At 70.8% G+C, this 15,765-nt stretch carries 12 protein-coding genes and 2 pseudogenes; 2 read left to right on the forward strand and 12 right to left on the reverse strand.

Annotated elements, in window-relative coordinates; genetic code table 11:
• Positions 1-267 precede the first annotated feature (267 nt).
• Positions 268-780, reverse strand: coding sequence for an immunity 21 family protein (locus tag DEJ50_RS33185; RefSeq protein ID WP_150211701.1), 513 nt, complete (start codon positions 778-780; stop codon positions 268-270).
• 212 nt (positions 781-992) lie between these two features.
• Between DEJ50_RS33185 and DEJ50_RS33190 the strand changes: the two genes are divergently transcribed.
• On the forward strand, positions 993-1,343 hold the full coding sequence (locus DEJ50_RS33190; RefSeq protein WP_223838036.1) for a hypothetical protein: 351 nt from the start codon (positions 993-995) through the stop codon (positions 1,341-1,343).
• A 54-nt stretch (positions 1,344-1,397) separates the two neighbouring features.
• Here the strand turns inward: DEJ50_RS33190 and DEJ50_RS33195 are convergent, their stop codons facing one another.
• From DEJ50_RS33195 to DEJ50_RS35055, 11 genes and pseudogenes are all read right to left on the reverse strand, one after another.
• On the reverse strand, positions 1,398-2,561 hold the full coding sequence (locus DEJ50_RS33195) for a C40 family peptidase (RefSeq protein ID WP_150211703.1): 1,164 nt from the start codon (positions 2,559-2,561) through the stop codon (positions 1,398-1,400).
• Complete coding sequence (locus DEJ50_RS33200) at positions 2,558-4,876, reverse strand: hypothetical protein (protein WP_150211704.1); 2,319 nt, start codon at positions 4,874-4,876, stop codon at positions 2,558-2,560. Before DEJ50_RS33200 ends, DEJ50_RS33195 begins: the two co-directional genes overlap by 4 nt.
• Entirely contained in the window at positions 4,873-7,407 is a 2,535-nt protein-coding gene (locus DEJ50_RS33205; RefSeq protein WP_150211705.1) for an ATP-binding protein, read from the reverse strand. Before DEJ50_RS33205 ends, DEJ50_RS33200 begins: the two co-directional genes overlap by 4 nt.
• An 18-nt stretch (positions 7,408-7,425) precedes the next feature.
• Positions 7,426-8,493, reverse strand: coding sequence for an IS110 family transposase (locus DEJ50_RS33210; RefSeq protein WP_150211706.1), 1,068 nt, complete (start codon positions 8,491-8,493; stop codon positions 7,426-7,428).
• Between the two features lie 245 nt (positions 8,494-8,738).
• Positions 8,739-9,374, reverse strand: coding sequence for a hypothetical protein (locus tag DEJ50_RS33215; protein ID WP_150212522.1), 636 nt, complete (start codon positions 9,372-9,374; stop codon positions 8,739-8,741).
• On the reverse strand, positions 9,374-9,658 hold the full coding sequence (locus DEJ50_RS33220; protein ID WP_150211707.1) for a hypothetical protein: 285 nt from the start codon (positions 9,656-9,658) through the stop codon (positions 9,374-9,376). The genes DEJ50_RS33215 and DEJ50_RS33220 overlap by 1 nt, the downstream gene beginning before the upstream one ends.
• 13 nt (positions 9,659-9,671) lie before the next feature.
• Complete coding sequence (locus DEJ50_RS33225; RefSeq protein ID WP_150211708.1) at positions 9,672-10,778, reverse strand: conjugal transfer protein; 1,107 nt, start codon at positions 10,776-10,778, stop codon at positions 9,672-9,674.
• A complete protein-coding gene (locus DEJ50_RS33230; RefSeq protein ID WP_150211709.1) occupies positions 10,775-11,044 on the reverse strand; it encodes a hypothetical protein in 270 nt (89 codons plus the stop codon). Before DEJ50_RS33230 ends, DEJ50_RS33225 begins: the two co-directional genes overlap by 4 nt.
• A 50-nt stretch (positions 11,045-11,094) precedes the next feature.
• A complete protein-coding gene (locus DEJ50_RS33235) occupies positions 11,095-11,988 on the reverse strand; it encodes a hypothetical protein (RefSeq protein ID WP_223838037.1) in 894 nt (297 codons plus the stop codon).
• Between the two features lie 451 nt (positions 11,989-12,439).
• Positions 12,440-12,595 (reverse strand): hypothetical protein, encoded by a 156-nt coding sequence (locus DEJ50_RS33240; protein ID WP_190344848.1) that lies wholly within the window; start codon positions 12,593-12,595, stop codon positions 12,440-12,442.
• 415 nt (positions 12,596-13,010) lie between these two features.
• Positions 13,011-13,313: pseudogene (locus tag DEJ50_RS35055) on the reverse strand (restriction endonuclease); the annotation flags it as partial.
• 862 nt (positions 13,314-14,175) lie between these two features.
• Between DEJ50_RS35055 and DEJ50_RS33250 the strand changes: the two are divergent.
• Positions 14,176-15,348, forward strand: a pseudogene (locus DEJ50_RS33250) (IS110 family transposase); the annotation flags it as partial.
• Positions 15,349-15,765 lie beyond the last annotated feature (417 nt).

Consider the following 15,765-nt stretch of genomic DNA (forward strand, 5'->3'; position numbering starts at 1 on the left):
GCGGCTACGACCGGACAGTATGTGGGGTTCGAATGTGGCTGGAACGGGGACCGGCTCCTGCTGATGGACTTCGATTCCACAGTGGCGGGATGGCCTCGCAGCCCCTCTGGCTGCACTGGCATGACGGCAACCGTGAGCGTCGTTACGCTCCGGACTGCTTCGTGCGCCGGGGGACGGCTCGGCGGTGGTCGTCGATGTCCGCGCGGACGACAGAGCAGCCGGACGGCCTCGCTCGGATCTTCCGGGACTACCAGTCCTGGGCCATCGCTATGGAAGGAGCCGAAGCTGAACCAAGCTGAGCCAGGTATTCGAATTCGGTTCCACATACGCGGCACGCACCGAATACATCCTTGGCCTCAGTTCCACCCGCAGATGGTTCTCTGGCTCCAACTCGTCACCTGGCCAACCCGAGTCGAACAACACCACTGGTCCCGGCACGTCCCAATGCTGCTCAGGCTCCCAGGCGGCATCTGCGAGCGCGGCATCAACGCTGCCGAGAAGCTCCTCCTCCGATTCGGCGGCGCACCACCGCACGAACAGGCCATGTTCCGGGAGGAAGGACGTCGAGGCGGGGTCATCACCGAGGACCAGGGCCTGCCATTGTCCGACCGCCACCAGGCCGGCGTACCCATCGACGCCACAGGCTCTGTCGTAGTCGGTTTCAGACCCGTCGCTGTCTGCGCCAGACCACGAAGACAAGACTGCTTCGGGCACAACGATCAACGGCCCGCCACCGGACTCCACCCACTCGACCGCACCTGGATCTGCATACCTCGCCATGCGAGGAAGCTACAGGCCGCCGGTGACAACGATCACGGCCAGGGTACGTCCTGGCACAGACAGGCCTGATCGTTTGACATCCAGCGTAGTCAGGCCAGGCCAGGCCAGGACGCCGCACCGGACCAACTTTGCTGTCAAACGACAGCCTGGCCCGGGGGAGTGCCCTTTACCGCGCTGGCGCCGTTGATCTCGTCATGAGGAAAGCGATCTACATGACTGCGGTGGCCCTTCTGCTGGCTGGCACGGCTCCGGCGTACGCGAGCGGTGGAGCCGACAAGGGCCCGGTGGGCGTCGGCGTGATCGGCGAGGGCCTGAAGGTGAAGGAGGTACGGGCCACTCTGAACGGCTGGTACCCGGGGGCTCGGGCCGAGGTGTTCGTGCTGCGGGGCGGCAAGCGGGTCCATACGGTGGGGTCGTGGAAGGCGACTGAGTCGGTGGAGTACGGCGGGCACAAGTTCGAGATTGTGAAGTGGCCGGTGGGCCGGTCGTTCTGGCACGGAGACCGCATCTGCTCCACGTTCGGCCATCGCAGCGAGCGCCCCTGTGTCACGATCCAGCGCTGATCACCTGTCCGTGCCCGCCCTCTTGCGTGTTGGGGTGGGCGGGCGCGGTGGTATTCAGCCGGCGATGCGCCGGACGACGAGGATCTCGCCCACGTTCGCCTGCTTGGTCACCTCGACGACCCGGCCCGGCTTCGGCGCGTGGACCACGTAGCCGTATCCGATCGCCATGGACACATGCTCGGGTGAGGCTGCGGTGCCGCGGGAGAACAGCAGGTCTCCCGGCTGCACCTGACTGGCGGGGACGCCTCGGCCGTCGTGTATCTGCGTGTACGTGGTTCTGGTGATCTCCTTGCCGGCGACGCCGTACGCGCGCTGGGTCAGGGATGAGCAGTCGCACCGTTCAGAGGGGTTGGGGCCGTGCGGGTTCGTGCAGCTGCCGCCCCACTGGTACCGCGTGCCGAGCTGGCCGAGGGCCCAGCGGATCGCAGCCTTGGCCTCCATCGGCGCCGTCGCCGGGATCTGGTACCCCTCGGGCAGCGAGCCGGGCGGGATCTCCCCGAAGTCCACGCTGCCACCTTTCTGGCCGGCGCATCCTCCAGGGCCGAAGCCTCCGCGGAGACCTGGCTGTCCCGGCAGCGGCCCGACGGGAGCGGCGCCGAGGGTCGGCGCGATGGCCTGCTGGAGAGCGGTCGCGAGAGGCTCGTGCCTGGCGTACGCGTCGGGGAACCCGGAGCGCTGGACCTTCTGCGCGGCCACGGTGACGGGCATCTGCTCCCAGTCCTTTATCTTCACGAGCCCGTCGTAGAACTTCCCTGAGGAGTAGACGGGGTCCATGATCTGCTCGCGGGTGCCCCAGCCCTGGGAGGGCCGCTGCTGGAACAGGCCGAGGGAGTCGCGGTCGCCGTGGTCGAGGTTGACCAGCGTGGACTCCTGAAGGGCGGTGGCGAGGGCGATGACCTGCCCGCGGGCCGGCACCCGCTTCTGGATGCCGGTCGCGACGATGACCTTCGCGTTGGGGATCTGCTTCTTGGGCTGGGACAGGCCCGGGACGTTCACGTCGCCACTGCCGGCGAGCATCTCCTTGACCTTGCGGGCTGTTTCGGCGGTGTCCGCCCCGAGGCCCGGCTGCCCCCCGGCGGGGCAGCGGGCCGAAGCCGCGGCGGCCTCGGCCTCGCTCTGCCCGAGGCCCGCGACGTGTGCTGCGATCGCGGCGAGCAGGACGAGCGCGATCCCGAGCAGCCCGGCGACACCGGCGAGCCAGCGCTTGAACTTCTTCATGAGCGGCGCTGCTGACGGCGACGGCGGTTCAGCTCCCGTTCCTCGTTTCGGCCGAGGGACGCATCGCTCGGCCGCCGCGGGATCGAAGAGGGTACGCGGCTTGTACCGGGCTGGCGTGGGGTGCCGCGGTCCAGGCGCTGGCGGAGCTGCTGCTGGCGCGCCGATGCCGCCGGCTGAGCCGGGACCTGGTGGCGGGGCTGGCGACGGGTCGCCTGCGGGTTCGGCTGGTTCGCGGTGGTGGTGGCCTGATTGTGGCCGGTGGCCTGGCTGGTCGCCGGGCCTCCCGGCAGCTGCTGGTTCGCCGGGGTACCGGGCGGGTTGGGCACCTGCGGCGGCGGGTTCTGCGGCTGGGCGGGCTGAGGCGGAACGGGCGGTGTCTGGCCCGGGTTCACCGCGTTGCCAGGCTGGGGCTGGCCCGCCGGCCGGGCCGGACGGTGGCCGCCGCCCTTTGCCCCGGACTGGAGCCGGTTCATCAGGGCGACGGTGCTGACGCTGGAGGTGGACGCGTAGCCGAGGGCGGCGATCGGATTGCCCGAGGCAACGGCGACTCCGACCATCGCGGTGCGGACCCCTCCGCGGGTGACCTTGCGGGCGATGGACCGGTTCTTCGGCACCGGGGCGGGGGACGGCGTGAAGACGGAGCCGTTGGTCCCCCCGATCCTGGCGGAGGACATCTTGGCGCGGAAGTTCGCCGCGGCATGCCTGGACTTCACCGTGAGGGCCTTGCGCTTCTTGATCGCGCCGATGCACACGATGTCCACGGCCAGGAACCGGAGCGTGAGTTCGGTGCCCCAGTCCTGCTGCACGGGGTCGAGGACGGCCTGGATGACGAGGATGAGGACGGAGAGGCCGATGATGGAGGCGAGGAGCTGCCCAAGAGAGTGCAGGACGGATGCCGCCCAGTCCCACAGGTAGCCGCGGCCGGCGCCGGGCAGCAGGCCGGCCACGAGCGCGGGTTCGGCCCGCACTGCATCCCAGGCGATGCGGCACTGCGCGACGAGGAAGCTGCCGGCGAGACCGGCGATCAGCACGGTGACGATCAGCGCGGCGACGAGAAGGAAGAACGCGCCGCCGACCTTGTCCATCGAGGCGCGCTTCGCGGCCTGTACGTCGCCCTCGACGCAGTCCTTCTCGAACTGCTCCATCGGCGGGTTCCCGAAGTGGTCAAGGGCCCACTGCTTGGCCAGCGGCATGGTCCACTCGTTGACCTGCGCGCCCATGGGGTCGATCAAGGCCTGGAAGCGGTTGAGTTTCTTCAGCCGCTCCATCTGCTGGTTCAGCGCCCGCTCGTACGCGAGCTGCGTGATCTTCGTGTCGGAGTACTTCCTTGCGCACTCGCCCTCGAAGACCCGCCCGTACTGGAGCAGCATGGCCGGCTTGACGATGAACGCGTCGGTCAGGGCGTTGGTCAGCGGCCGGGAGAGCGCCCGGGTGCTCGCGAAGTCTTCGTCTTCGTCCGGGGTCGTCTTCGGGATGGTGTTGGCGTCGAGGATGACGTCGGCGACTTCCAGGGCCAGGCCGCGGGCAGCGGCGATGGCACCGTCCTGCTCACCGAGCAGGAGCTGCGGGGGCGAGGACAGCAGGGTGGCGGTGAGTGCGGCGATCAGGATGGACAGCGCCGCGTCCCCCCACCCCTTGGCCCGGTCCCCGAAGAAGATCCGGATGACGGTGACCAGGGCGCATACCGACAGGAAGAGGGACGGCAGCCCCATCTGGAGGATGACTTGGGTGTGCAGGGAGCTGGCCACGGACAGGACGGGCGTCAGGAGGAGCTTGGCGAGACCGAAGCCGAGCGCCCAGGCGATGAGCCAGCAGCAGAACGCGATGACCCACTTGGTGATCATGAAGCAGAGCTCGGTGATGAGGTTCTGGATCCCGAGCTCCCAATCGGCCAGGCCGCCAGTGTCCGACTTCACGGTGTAGGCCGAGATCGGGAGGTTCCGCTCGTCGGTGACGTTGAAGACCGCGAGGACGCCGCCCTCGTTGGGCAGGAGCTCGCGCAGGCGCTCTTCCTCGGCCTTGAGGTACGCCTCCTGCATCCCGGCGGCGACCCGCTTGTTGAGGTCGGCGATCATCTTCTCGATCTCGGCGAGCTCCTCCGGGGTGGGCGTACGCGTCCCGGGCGGGTTCGGGGTGAGGGGGTTGCTCGTTGGAGGGCTGGTGGGCGTCGGGGTCGGGCGCGGCTCGGCGAGGGCCGGCAGCGAGGTGAGCATGGTGAAGGCGGTCGCGGCGAGCGCCGCCACGAGCAGGGCAAGACGCAGGCGGGCGGTGCCGAGCAGGCGAAGCCGCTGGAACGGAGCGCGCAAGGTCCTCATGCGGCCGCCTGCTCGCTCGTCGGGGTGGTGTGAATGACGCGCTCGATGGCCCGGTCGCGGGGGATGAGCACCCGCATGAGACCGATGCGGCCGGCCAGGTCGCGGTAGAGGCACTCCCCAGCGCGGGCCCGGCGCTGGTCCTCCGGCAGCCCCAGCGGGGAGAGCCCGCCGGTCACCAGGTCCAGTAGGCCGCTGTCGGTGGGATCCACGCCGAGGAATTCCAGAGAGCGGGCGGCCAGGGTGCGGCTGGTCTGCCGGAAGACGAACCGGTGCGGGATGAGACCACGGACGATCACTCCCTTCTCGCTGTCGGCCGGGCCGATGTCGTTGGCGTCGTGGCTGCCGACGTACGCGGCGGCGTTGCGCTTGCGGCCGTCGCGCAGGAGCTCCAGGAGCAGCTCCAGGCCCTCGTCGCTGGAGGTGAGCCACCAGCACTCGTCAAAGACGGTGACGGCGAACTCGTCCCGGGAGCGCATCGCGGTCTCGCGGGCGACTGCGGCGATCAGGTACATCAGGGCCCGGCCCAAGACCTTCTCGAACTCCAGCCGCTGAATGCGGTGCTCGCTGGCGAGCTCGGACTTCTTGGGCAGCTGCAGCGCGCTGACGAGGAAGACCACGCTGTCGGCGCGCTGAGTGTCGACGACCGGCAGCGTCTCGTCGAACACCACCCGCGCGAGGTCCTTACGCGCGACCGAGGCCAGCTTGCGGGCCAGGCCTTGCGCGGCTGCGTCACCGGCGCCGCGTGCGGTGAGCTCCTCCATCAGAGCGCGCATCGACGGCTCGGGTCGGGAAAGGACTGCCTGTACCGCCTCCGACAGGGCGACGCCTTCGAGGTCCATCGGCCGGACACCGAGCAGCAGGGTAAGGAAGGACTCGGTGAAGCGGGCCGCGACCTGCGGGCTGTTCTTCACATACAAGCGCAGGGGGTCGAGGGAGACCTCGGCGGTGTCGTCGATGCGGATCAGCTGCGTGGTGCCGGGACACGCCTTCGCGAACCGCGCCCATTCCTGGTCGGTGGTGCGGTCGACGATCACGGCGCGGCCTCGGCTGCCGGGCCGGCCGAGCTGATGGCCGCGGGCGAGAACGTTGTAGACGGCGCCCTTCATGCCGACTGACTTGCCGGCGCCGAGCTCGCCGAGCCAGGCCATGGAGGCGCTCGCGTTCTCGCGGGGGCCGCGGGCGGGGTCGATGAGGACGGGGCGGGCGCCGCCGGAGGCCACCTGGAAGCCGTAGAGGCCGCCGCGGTCGTCGCCGAGCTGGGAGCCGCACCAGGGCATGGCCATCGCGAAGTCGTGGGCGAGGAGGATCTGCGCGTAGCCGGCCATGACGCGGGGGGTGCGGCAGCCGGGCAGCATCGCCTGCCACAGGTTGGCCTGCTCGCCGGCGGGGCGGGAGAAGGTGTAGTCGGTGGAGCCGAAGTCGGAGGCGAGGGCGGCGGCGCGGTCCATGGCGTCGTCGGGACTGTTGCCCCAGACGGCGAGGGTGACCATGGCCCGGATCTCCACCTCGCGCCGGTTCGCGGTCAGCCGCTCGTGGTACTCCTCGTTGTCCTGCTGGTTGCGGGCGACGGCGGCTGGCGGGCCGGCCGGGTCGCCCTCGTACTCGGCGGCCTGGGCCTTGAGATGGCGGGCGCGCTTGCGGACCTTGAGCTCGGCCTTCGAGCCGGGGACGATGACCAGGCGGGCGGTCCAGTCGACGGGGTAGGCCAGGTCGTCGAGGTAGGCCGCGCCCGGGAGGGCGAAGGCCTCGGGCATCTCGCTCAGGGCCAGGAGGGCCTGGTAGGAGTCGCCCCACTCGGAGGAGACCTGGAGGAACCGCCGAGTGAAGGGGTTGGCCGGCAGCGCGGGCCCGCTGTTGAAGTCGGCGCCGCCCTCGCCCACGAGGATCTCCCCCAGCGCCGCGACGTTGCGGCCCCGCCCGCGGACCGGGGTCTCGGTGCCGTCCGGGAGGAACGGCTCGGCGAGCCCGCGACGGGCCGAGTGGCCGTAGATCCACAGGATCTCCGCCTCGGACGCCGGCCGCATCGAGACCCCGGTCGGCCACTGCGCCTGGATCCGCTCGGCCTGCTCCAGGCGCCGTCGCACCTCCGCGTCGGTGACGACCGCGGGCATCAGCCCAAGCTGCAGGGAGACTTCCGCCCGCGCCGCCCGGAACGCGGAGAGCACCGCGTCCTTCTGGTTCAGCGGGGGCAGCGGGAGCGCGAGCCAGTCAGTGCGCCCGGTCAGCTCCATGTCCTCCAGCTGGTCCAGGACCGCGTGCCCGAGGCTCTCGTAACGCGGAGCGCGCTTCAGGTCGATGTCGTCGACCATGGCGCGGACCACCGCAGTCGGGTCGATCTGCGGGCACAGGCTCATGAGCATCGGCTCGCCGGTCATCGCCTTGAACAGGCCCTCCAGGCCCTTGAGGCGGCGCTTCTTCACGACGGCAGGAGCGTGGGAGTAGTTGGTCGCGGCGACGCGCCAGACGGCCCAGACGGTGCCGTGGGTGGTGAAGATCAAGTTGCTCTGGACGTGCCGGATCGGCAAGCGCATCGAAGCTCCTATAGATCGTCAAGCGGCTGGGGTGAGTTGGTCAGCGGTGATCTGGGGATGCGGCAGGTGTCGGTAGACCTCGCGGGCGACGAACCGTTTCAGGCAGCGGACGATGTCCTTCTTGGTCATGCCTTCGGCGGTGCGTCGGTTGACGTAGTCGCGGGTGCGCTGGTCGTAGCGCATGCGGACCAGCACGATGGTGTGCAGGGCCCGATTGGCCTGCCGGTCGCCTCCCCGGTTGAGCCGGTGCCGGTTCGTGCGGCCCGATGACGCCGGGATCGGGGCGGCGGCGCACAGGTGCGCGAAGGAGGCTTCCGAGCGCAGGCGGTCGGGGTTGTCCCCCGCGGTGGTCAGCAACTGGCCGGCGGTCTCGGGACCGATGCCGGGCAGCGCGACCAGCCGTGGTGCGGCCCGGGTGACCAGCGGGCCCAAGTCGGCGTCGGCTTCGGTGATCTCCTCGCAGAGCCGCTGATAGCGGCGGGCGAGCCTGCGCAAGGTGACCCTGGCAGCGTGGTCCGGGTCGGCGAGGTCTCCGACGGGACGGGACCGGGCCAGGGTGTCGATCAGCTCGCCGGTGGACAGGCCACGCAGTTTCTCCCGGACCGCCGCGGGCGCCGTCACGATGAGATTGCGGATCTGGTTGATGGTCTGGGTGCGGGCCTTGACCGCCGAGCTGCGGGCCACTCGCAGGGTGCGGATGGCCTCCACGATGCCGTTGCGGGTCTTCGGGGTGCCCGAGGCCCGGCCGGACAGGACGGCAGTGGCGGCGGCGTAGGCGTCGACCGGGTCGGACTTGCCGTTGTCCCGGCGGGCCTTGCGGTCGGGGCGGTCGACCTCGATGACGGTGACGTCGTTCGCGGCCAGGAAGCGGGCGGCTTCGGCGCCGTAGGCGCCGGTGCCTTCCAGGCCCACCGCGAGCAGTTCGCCGTGCGAGCGCAGCCAGTCCGGCAACTGCTGGTAGCCGTCCGGAGTGGTGGGGAACGCCTCGGTGGCCAGGTGCCGGCCGATCGTATCGATCACCGCGGCCTGGTGGAGGTCTGTGTGGGTGTCGATGCCACCGATGACCGCTATCTCGTCTGCTGCCATGCTGGAGCCTGGTGTCCTTCCGCCCGGCGTGTGTGGGAGGGCACGGGCCGGTCGGGCAGACGGACAAGTCAGTGATGGGACCTTTGGCCGGGCTCCTATGAAGTCACAGAAGCCCGACCGGCCACGCGCGCCGTGGCTCCGCCCGGACGGCCGACGAATCGATCCAAGGACAGCCGAAGCGCCAGTCAGTCCTGGGGTCAGACCGCCGAGCGGAGCCACAGCAATCATCACTGTCAGTCCTCCAATCAGGTGCGGTTCGTAGGGGCGCGGCGGGCGAGCAGGGCCTGCACCCCCGAGGCCACAGGCACGGCAGGTACGGCAGGTACGGCGGGCGCGGAAGGCCCGGCGGGTGTCGGCGGCTGGACGGCGGGTGCCAGCGGCCGGTGGCGGGCCGGCCTGGGGCAGGGCTCGGGTGCGGGGGCGGCATCGCTCTGCGGGGCGCCGGCGGACAGTTCGTCGGCGGGGAGGTGGATGAGGGTGTCACCGCGGGCGGGCCGGGCGGGGCGGTAGGTGCGGCCGCGGAGCTGGCCGCGCCGCGGTGCGGCCAGCATCAGGGCGATGCTCAGCAGGGCGGCTGCGGGGTTGCGGCCGTCGATGTGCAGGTGGCGCAGCACGAACGCGACCACGGCGGGCAGGACCAGGAGGACGGCGACGTCGAGCCAGCCGTGGCCGCCCCACAGGGGGCGGGTCAGGATCAGGGCGGCGACGGTGGCGACGATCCCGGCGAGCTGGGTCAGGGTGTAGGGACCGCCGGGCAGCCGGATCCCCCGGCCGCCGTTGACGTCCCGGATCACCCCATGGACCAGCGGGGCGCGCCGCGCCTTGGTGTAGCAGCGGCCGATCAGCTCGAAGTCCAGCTCGCCGCCGCCCGCGGCGTCCATCACTGGTCACTCCGGACGGCGTTGGGGCCGCCCTGGTACTGGACGATGTCCTCGGTCGTCTTGTTCTTGAGGGTGTCCATGTTGGAGGACAGGCCCCAGAGGATCCCCGCGAAGATGGCGGCCATGATCGTCGGTCCGGGTGCCTTCGTCTTCCAGCCGATGACGACGACGAAGATCCCGCACAGGACCGGGATAGCCACGTTGAAGATCAGGCCCCTGATGTCGGTGCCGAGGCCTGCGACGGTCTCGATCCAGCCCGCGGCCAGCGTGACGGTGTCAGGCATGACGATGCTCCTTCTATGTGGTGGGGGTGGTTGCCTGGCCCAGGGCGCCAGTGGCAGCCGGGGCCGGGGTCGGTGAGGTGATGGCCGGGGCACCGTCGAGGCTGGCGATCTCCCAGCGGCCGGCGCGGGCCTTGAGGGTGAGGGCGTAGGCGAGCGGAAGCCGCACCCCGTCCTGACCGGTGGCCCGGAGGGTGACGAGCAGGCGCAGGGTGGTGCCGTCGCCGGGGACCGAGACCACCGGTTCGCCGCCTGTCTCGCTCTCCACGGCGAGCTGATCCACCGCGATCCCGGTGTACGGGGCCGGGGACGGCGCGGCCAGGCGGGTACCGGGGGCGAGGTAGCGGTCGAGCTCGGCGCCGGCCTTGGTGAGGTAGGCGGTCAGGAAGCTGGTGACGGCCTGGGTGCGGGGGTCGGACGGCAGCGCCGGGTGCATCGCGCCGTAGGCCAGTACTGGGCTCTTGGCCCGCTCAGGCGCGGCGACTTCGGCCGGCAGGGCCAGCGCGGTGTACGCGGTCGCTCCGCCGGCGCCAGGAGCCGTGGCCACGGGCACCTGGAAATAGCGCACGGCATCGGCCGCCGGAGCCGCCACGGCGCCCGGCTGCGTGGACGGCGTGGCCGACGGCGTGGCGCCGGTGACGCGGGCCGCGACCGTGACCGCCCAGACCGTCATGTCGGTCTGGCGGAGCCGGACGACGGTCAGCTGCTCGCCCCGGTGCTGGCCGGAGACGCCGTCGAGCTGGAGGTTGGCGGCCGGCGGGTAGTAGGCGGCGAGCTTGGGCTCATCGCCGCGGCCGGCGGCCAGGTAGGCGGCGACGAACAACGTCGCGAAGCCGGCCGCACCCTGGCCGCCGCTCGCGGTCGGCGCGGACGGGGCGGTCTTCGGCGCCGGGGCCGCGGAGGTGGCAGGCGCCGACAGGTAGGCGAGCGTGCCGAGGAGCGGCCCGAGCGCAATCAGGCCCCACAGGAGCCAGCGCAGCAGCGCGGCCGAGTTGGCCTGCGCTCCGGTCGACCAGCCACCGACCCAGCCGGCGCCCTGCTCGGCCCCGGGCTCCTGGACGGCCGGACTCTGCGGCTCGACCGGTGCGGGCGGCGTGCGGCGGCCGGTTCGGACGGCGCTCATCCCGTGCCTCCGGCCGAGCGCAGGGTGTGGCCGGCCAGCTCCTCGATCCGGCTGCGGAGTTCCGCTTCGGGCCGGCGGCTCAGTACAGCGAGCGAGGCGAGGACAGGCTCAGCGTCCTCGTCGAGGAAAGCGCGGAGCCTCTCGTGGATGCCGGTGTCGAAGGGGCGGGCCACGAGGGCGGCGCCGAGGCGGATGAGCAGACGCTGGGCGCGGGTGACGCGCTCTTCGTCCGCGTCCAGCGAGTGCGCGGCGGCGGGTGTGGTCAAGACGCATCTCCAAAGGGGGGAGCGGACGGTGGCCGCGGCGCTAGTCCCCTTCATGCCGCGGCCTTGGACCGGAGGGACGCTGTGAGGCGGACCAGGGCCCGCGACCGGCGGCGCTGCCAGGCTCCGGCCGTGGTCCCGGCCCGGGCAGCGGCCTCGGCGTCCGGGATGCCGCCGCTGATGTGGCGCCAGGCGAGCACCTGCGCTTCGACGGTGGAGAGGGCGCCGTCGCGGACTGCATCGAGGAGGAGCTCCAGGAGCTCCAGCCGGGCCGGAGCGGTCGAGGCGTCGGCAGCCGGGCCCGCATGGAGTCCGGCCTCCACAGCGGCCTCGCGGACGGTGCGGGCGCGGGCGATCTCGTACGGGCCCGGCGCCGGGTCGGCGATCTGCTCGGCAGCCTCGAGGCCCTCCCCCGCCGGAGTCCGCTCGGCAGCGAGCTCGGCCAGGACCTGCCGCAAGGTGTCCAGGGTCAGGTTTGCGGCGGGCCGGCCGGGGCGGAGGTGGATGCGGCCGGCCCGGGCGACCTCGTAGAGGGCGGCCACGGTCACGTGACCGACGGCGTCGTAGGTACGCCCGCCGGTCGCGCGGACCTGTCCGCGGGTGATGCGGACGATGGCGGGGAGCATCGCCTGGACGATCACGCGGCCGGCGAGAGCGGCCGATCGGTCACGGCCGGCGGCGCGCTCAAGGAGGGCGCGCAGGACGGCATCGGTCAGCGCATCGGTCACGCCGTCGACCGGCGGGCGGAGCGCGGCGAGGAGCTGCTCGGGCGTCAGGGCGCCGGCCCAGGAATCGGTCACGGCCGCGAGCTCGTCGGTCAGGTGGCCATCGGTCACCCAGTCGGTCACAGCCGTCCGGAGGGCGGGGTCCGCGCACAGCGCGGCCCAGTCGGCGTCCAGCCGGTCGAAGTACCCGCCGCCGGCGGCGGGGCGCGAAGCGTCGTGCACAGCACGTCTCCTTTCGGATCTCGTGCCGTACACACTCCTCAGCGCGGCTTGCCCGAAGGCATGCCCGCAGCCCTAAAGCGCAGATGGGAGGCTTGCCCTCTCCCTGGGCAAGCCTCCCGTGACCGATTGGGCAAGCCTGCCCTGGGGGTGGGCAAGCCCCCTCGTGACCAGTCCATGCAACTCCGGGCAAGCCTCCCCAGGGGGTGGGCAAGCCCCGGATTCAGGGGCGAAGGCTTGCCCAGGAGACCGGGTACGCGGGCGCGGCGGATGGGTGACCGATGGCCGCGGACCGGTCATGACCGGTGACCGATGAAGCCCGGATCGGTCAGCGGCCACCGGCCCGGAGTCGGTCACGGGGGCTTCGGTCATCGGTCATGGGATCGGTCACGGCCAGCGGGCTGTCCGCGGCGGCCGGGTCGGTGACCAGTCACCGCGAGCTATGGGCGTTCGGTCAGCTGCCCGACAAGCGCGTGCCGTTCTCTTCGGCCTCGGCGAGCCAGGCGGCCACCTGCTCGAACTCGCTCCGAATCGGGTCGGCCAGCTCCTCGTCGATCGGCTGCCTGGGCACCCGCGCGGTCGCCTCACCGGTCGCGGACACGTCAGCCACCCAGTCCTGCGTACCCGCGCCTGCCGGCGCTCCGAGGACGGCGGAGGTCAGGACCGCGGAAGTGTTGACCTCCGCGGTTAACACTCCCGCGGTGCTGCCCGACGGCGCCCAGCCTGATCAGAGGCCCGCCGAGTTGTTGACCGCGGATAACAGCCCTGCGGGTCAAGCCAGCCCGTCACTGTTTCGCCCGAGCAACGAATCGGCGTTGGGCCTCAGGCGGCACCTCGGGCCACGCCGGGGGAGCAGGCCGACAGCATCGTCCAAGTGCTGTCCGCCGAGAAGCTCGTGGAACTGGTCGAAGAGCTGTGCACCAGGGTCTGAACACCCTCGGACCAAGAAGCCGGACTGTCAGCGGTCCGGTTTCTGCTTTCGGTAGCGGGTCTCGTGTGCGGCCAGCCTCTCAGAAACATGAGAGTCAAGGTTGTGGCCAACGAGATCGCCCGAGCAACGGGTCGGTGCGCCGTGGCGCGGGCAGGTGGGGAAGGAGCGCCAATTGGGGAGACGAGCCTGTGGCTCACTAGCTCAAGAGGCCACGATCCATCAGATGCAACTGTTGTCTGCGGGTGAACTTCACTGCGGGCGCAGTGAACCGGCCGTTGGTGACCAGGACGACGGCGTCTCCGCCATGTACGGGACGGCCGGTCCCGTTGAGAACGTGAAGGTCTGGGGTACCAACGGCAGCGCCAGCCGCTCCGTTGCGGCGGTGCTCGCACTGCACTGGGGCGCCGGTAGGCCGGCCCGTCCGGTGCGCTGCGGAGGTGGTGTGCGCCGGGACGCGGTAGTTGTAACTGGGCAGCCCCGACGGCCTGGCGCTCGACGGCGTCCGGGCCACGCTTGTTGTCACCGACGGGATGGTTGTCACACCGGTGCCGGGGGCAGCGCATTTGTCACCGGGCCTTCGGTGTCGGCCAGCCGCGCGACTTCGGCTGTCCGTACGCTGCGGCTCACGGTGACAGAAGACGTGTCCAGGTGACGATTCAAGTGTCCCGGCACAGTTCGGCAAGCCCATGTCACCGTGGTCTCAGGGCAGTTGCACCGGAAGGGGGCTGGAGGGTTGCATGTAGAGGCGCACTAGGAGTTGCACCGGAAGTGTGACCGGGAGTGGGACCCTCCCTTTTATGATCGTGAGCATCGTGCCTGGTCAGGTCCGGTGGGCAAGCCTCATCCCCACGACGACACCTCTAATTCGTTAGTAATTAGAGGTCCTGGATCTCTGATGGGCCCGGGGCGGCGTTGTCCAGCCCAGGGCAGGACTTGTGTGGTCCGGTCGGTGCCGTGGTGACCCCTACGACACCTCCGACCGTGCGAGGTCTGTTGAAAGACCGGTGGCGCTGGGCGCCGGCCGGTCCTCGCACGTTCTGCCCTCACGGGCCCGTCAGGTTCGGGAACCTTGACGGATGAGCTGCCGCACGGTGACGCGTTCTTCCTCACGAGCTTCGAGCTCTGGACACGGCGTGCGCCCGGGCGGCTTGCGGTGCCGCGCACGGCTGATGAGGTGGCGGACCACAGAGTCCTGGAATTAGTGCGCCGTGCGGCTCCGCGTGCTCGCGTTCGAGGACAACGCCGAAGGGGCGGGATCCATGGACGTGTTCTGCGGGGTCGACTGGGCGGAGGGACACCACGACGTCGCGCTCATCGACGACACCGGCAAGCTGCTGGCCAAGTGCCGCATCGGCGACGACCTGGACGGCTACCGCCTGCTGTTGGGCCTCTTCGCCGAGCACGGCGACACCGCAGAGGCTCCGATCCCGGTGGCCATCGAGACCAGCCGCGGCCTGCTGGTCGCCACGCTGCGGCCGGGTCCCCGGCAGATCTTCGCGGACCCGATGGCGGCCTCCCGCTACCGCGACCGCCCCGGTGTGAGCCGCAAGAAGTCTGACCCCGGTGACGCACTCGTGCTTGCGAACATCATCCGCACGGACATGCCGATGCACCGGCCGCTGGCCGCCGACACCGACCTCGCACAGGCAGTGGCTGTCCTGGCCCGAGCCCAGCAGGACGCGGTCTGGAGCCGACAGCAGCTCTGCAACCAGCTCCGCTCGCTGCTGCGCGAGTACTTTCCGGCGTTCCTGGAGGCGTTCAAGGACAAGCAGGGCGGACTGGCCCGCCCCGACGCCCGCCGGATCCTGGCGGTGGCACCGACGCCCGCGCTGGCCGCGAAGCTGCCGGTCTGGCGTCTGACGGCCATGATGAAGCGGGCTGGCCGGCGCAGGAACATCGAGGCCGATGCCGAGCGTCTTCAGCAGCTCTTCCGCCGCGAGGCGCCCCACCAGGTCCCGCTGGTCGAAGAAGCGATGGGCAAGCAGGCCCCGGCCCTGCTGCTGCAGCTGGACGCCTCCTGCGAAGCAGTCGCCGACCTTGGCCAGGCCACTGAGGAAGCCTTTCGAGCCCATCCAGACGCCCCGATCATGCTGAGCTTTCCTGGCATCGGCTCCCAGATCGGCGCACGGATCCTGGCGGAGATCGGGGACGACCGCACGCGGTTTGCCACCGCCGGAGGGCTGAAGGCATACGTGGGCGCGGCCCCCATCACCCGGGCGTCGGGCAAGCGCCACTACGTCGGACGCCGGTTCGTCAAGAACAACCGGCTCAACCACGTCGGCCACCTGTGGGCCTTCGCCTCCCTGAGCCGTTCGTCCGGCGCGGACGCCCACTACCGGCGCCGACGGACCGGCGGGGACTGGCACATGCAGGCTCTGCGGCACCTGTTCGACCGCATGCTCGGCCAATTGCATCACTGCCTCTTGGCACGGTCCCGTTTGATGAAGCGATCGCTTTCCCGCACAGCCCCAACCAGCAGGAACAGCCACCGCGTGAAGCAGAAACGCGGCAGCTTGTCCCGGGGCGGCGGGGGAGACGATCATTCGGTCATGAGACCCGAAGTGCAGACGTTCGTTGCCGACGGACCGCTTCCCGACTGGGACGCGAGCGAGGAAGAGATCGACCGGCGTGAACGCCAGCTGAGGACGATCTTCCGCCCTGTCACGTCCGAAGAGGCCGCTGCCCTGGCCACCTGCTTCGGCCCCGACGACTGCTACGGCGTCGCCTGGACGCTCGTTCACCTGATCGAGACGACTCCCAATCCGGTGCCGCCGTGGGAGGATCCGGGTCCGGAAGCTGGCGACTGGGCCGAGGTTTTGCGCGGGCGATGGGGCGGCGGACCTCCTGCC

Origin of the sequence: Streptomyces venezuelae (genome assembly GCF_008642295.1) — a bacterium.
Lineage (GTDB): Bacteria > Actinomycetota > Actinomycetes > Streptomycetales > Streptomycetaceae > Streptomyces > Streptomyces venezuelae_C.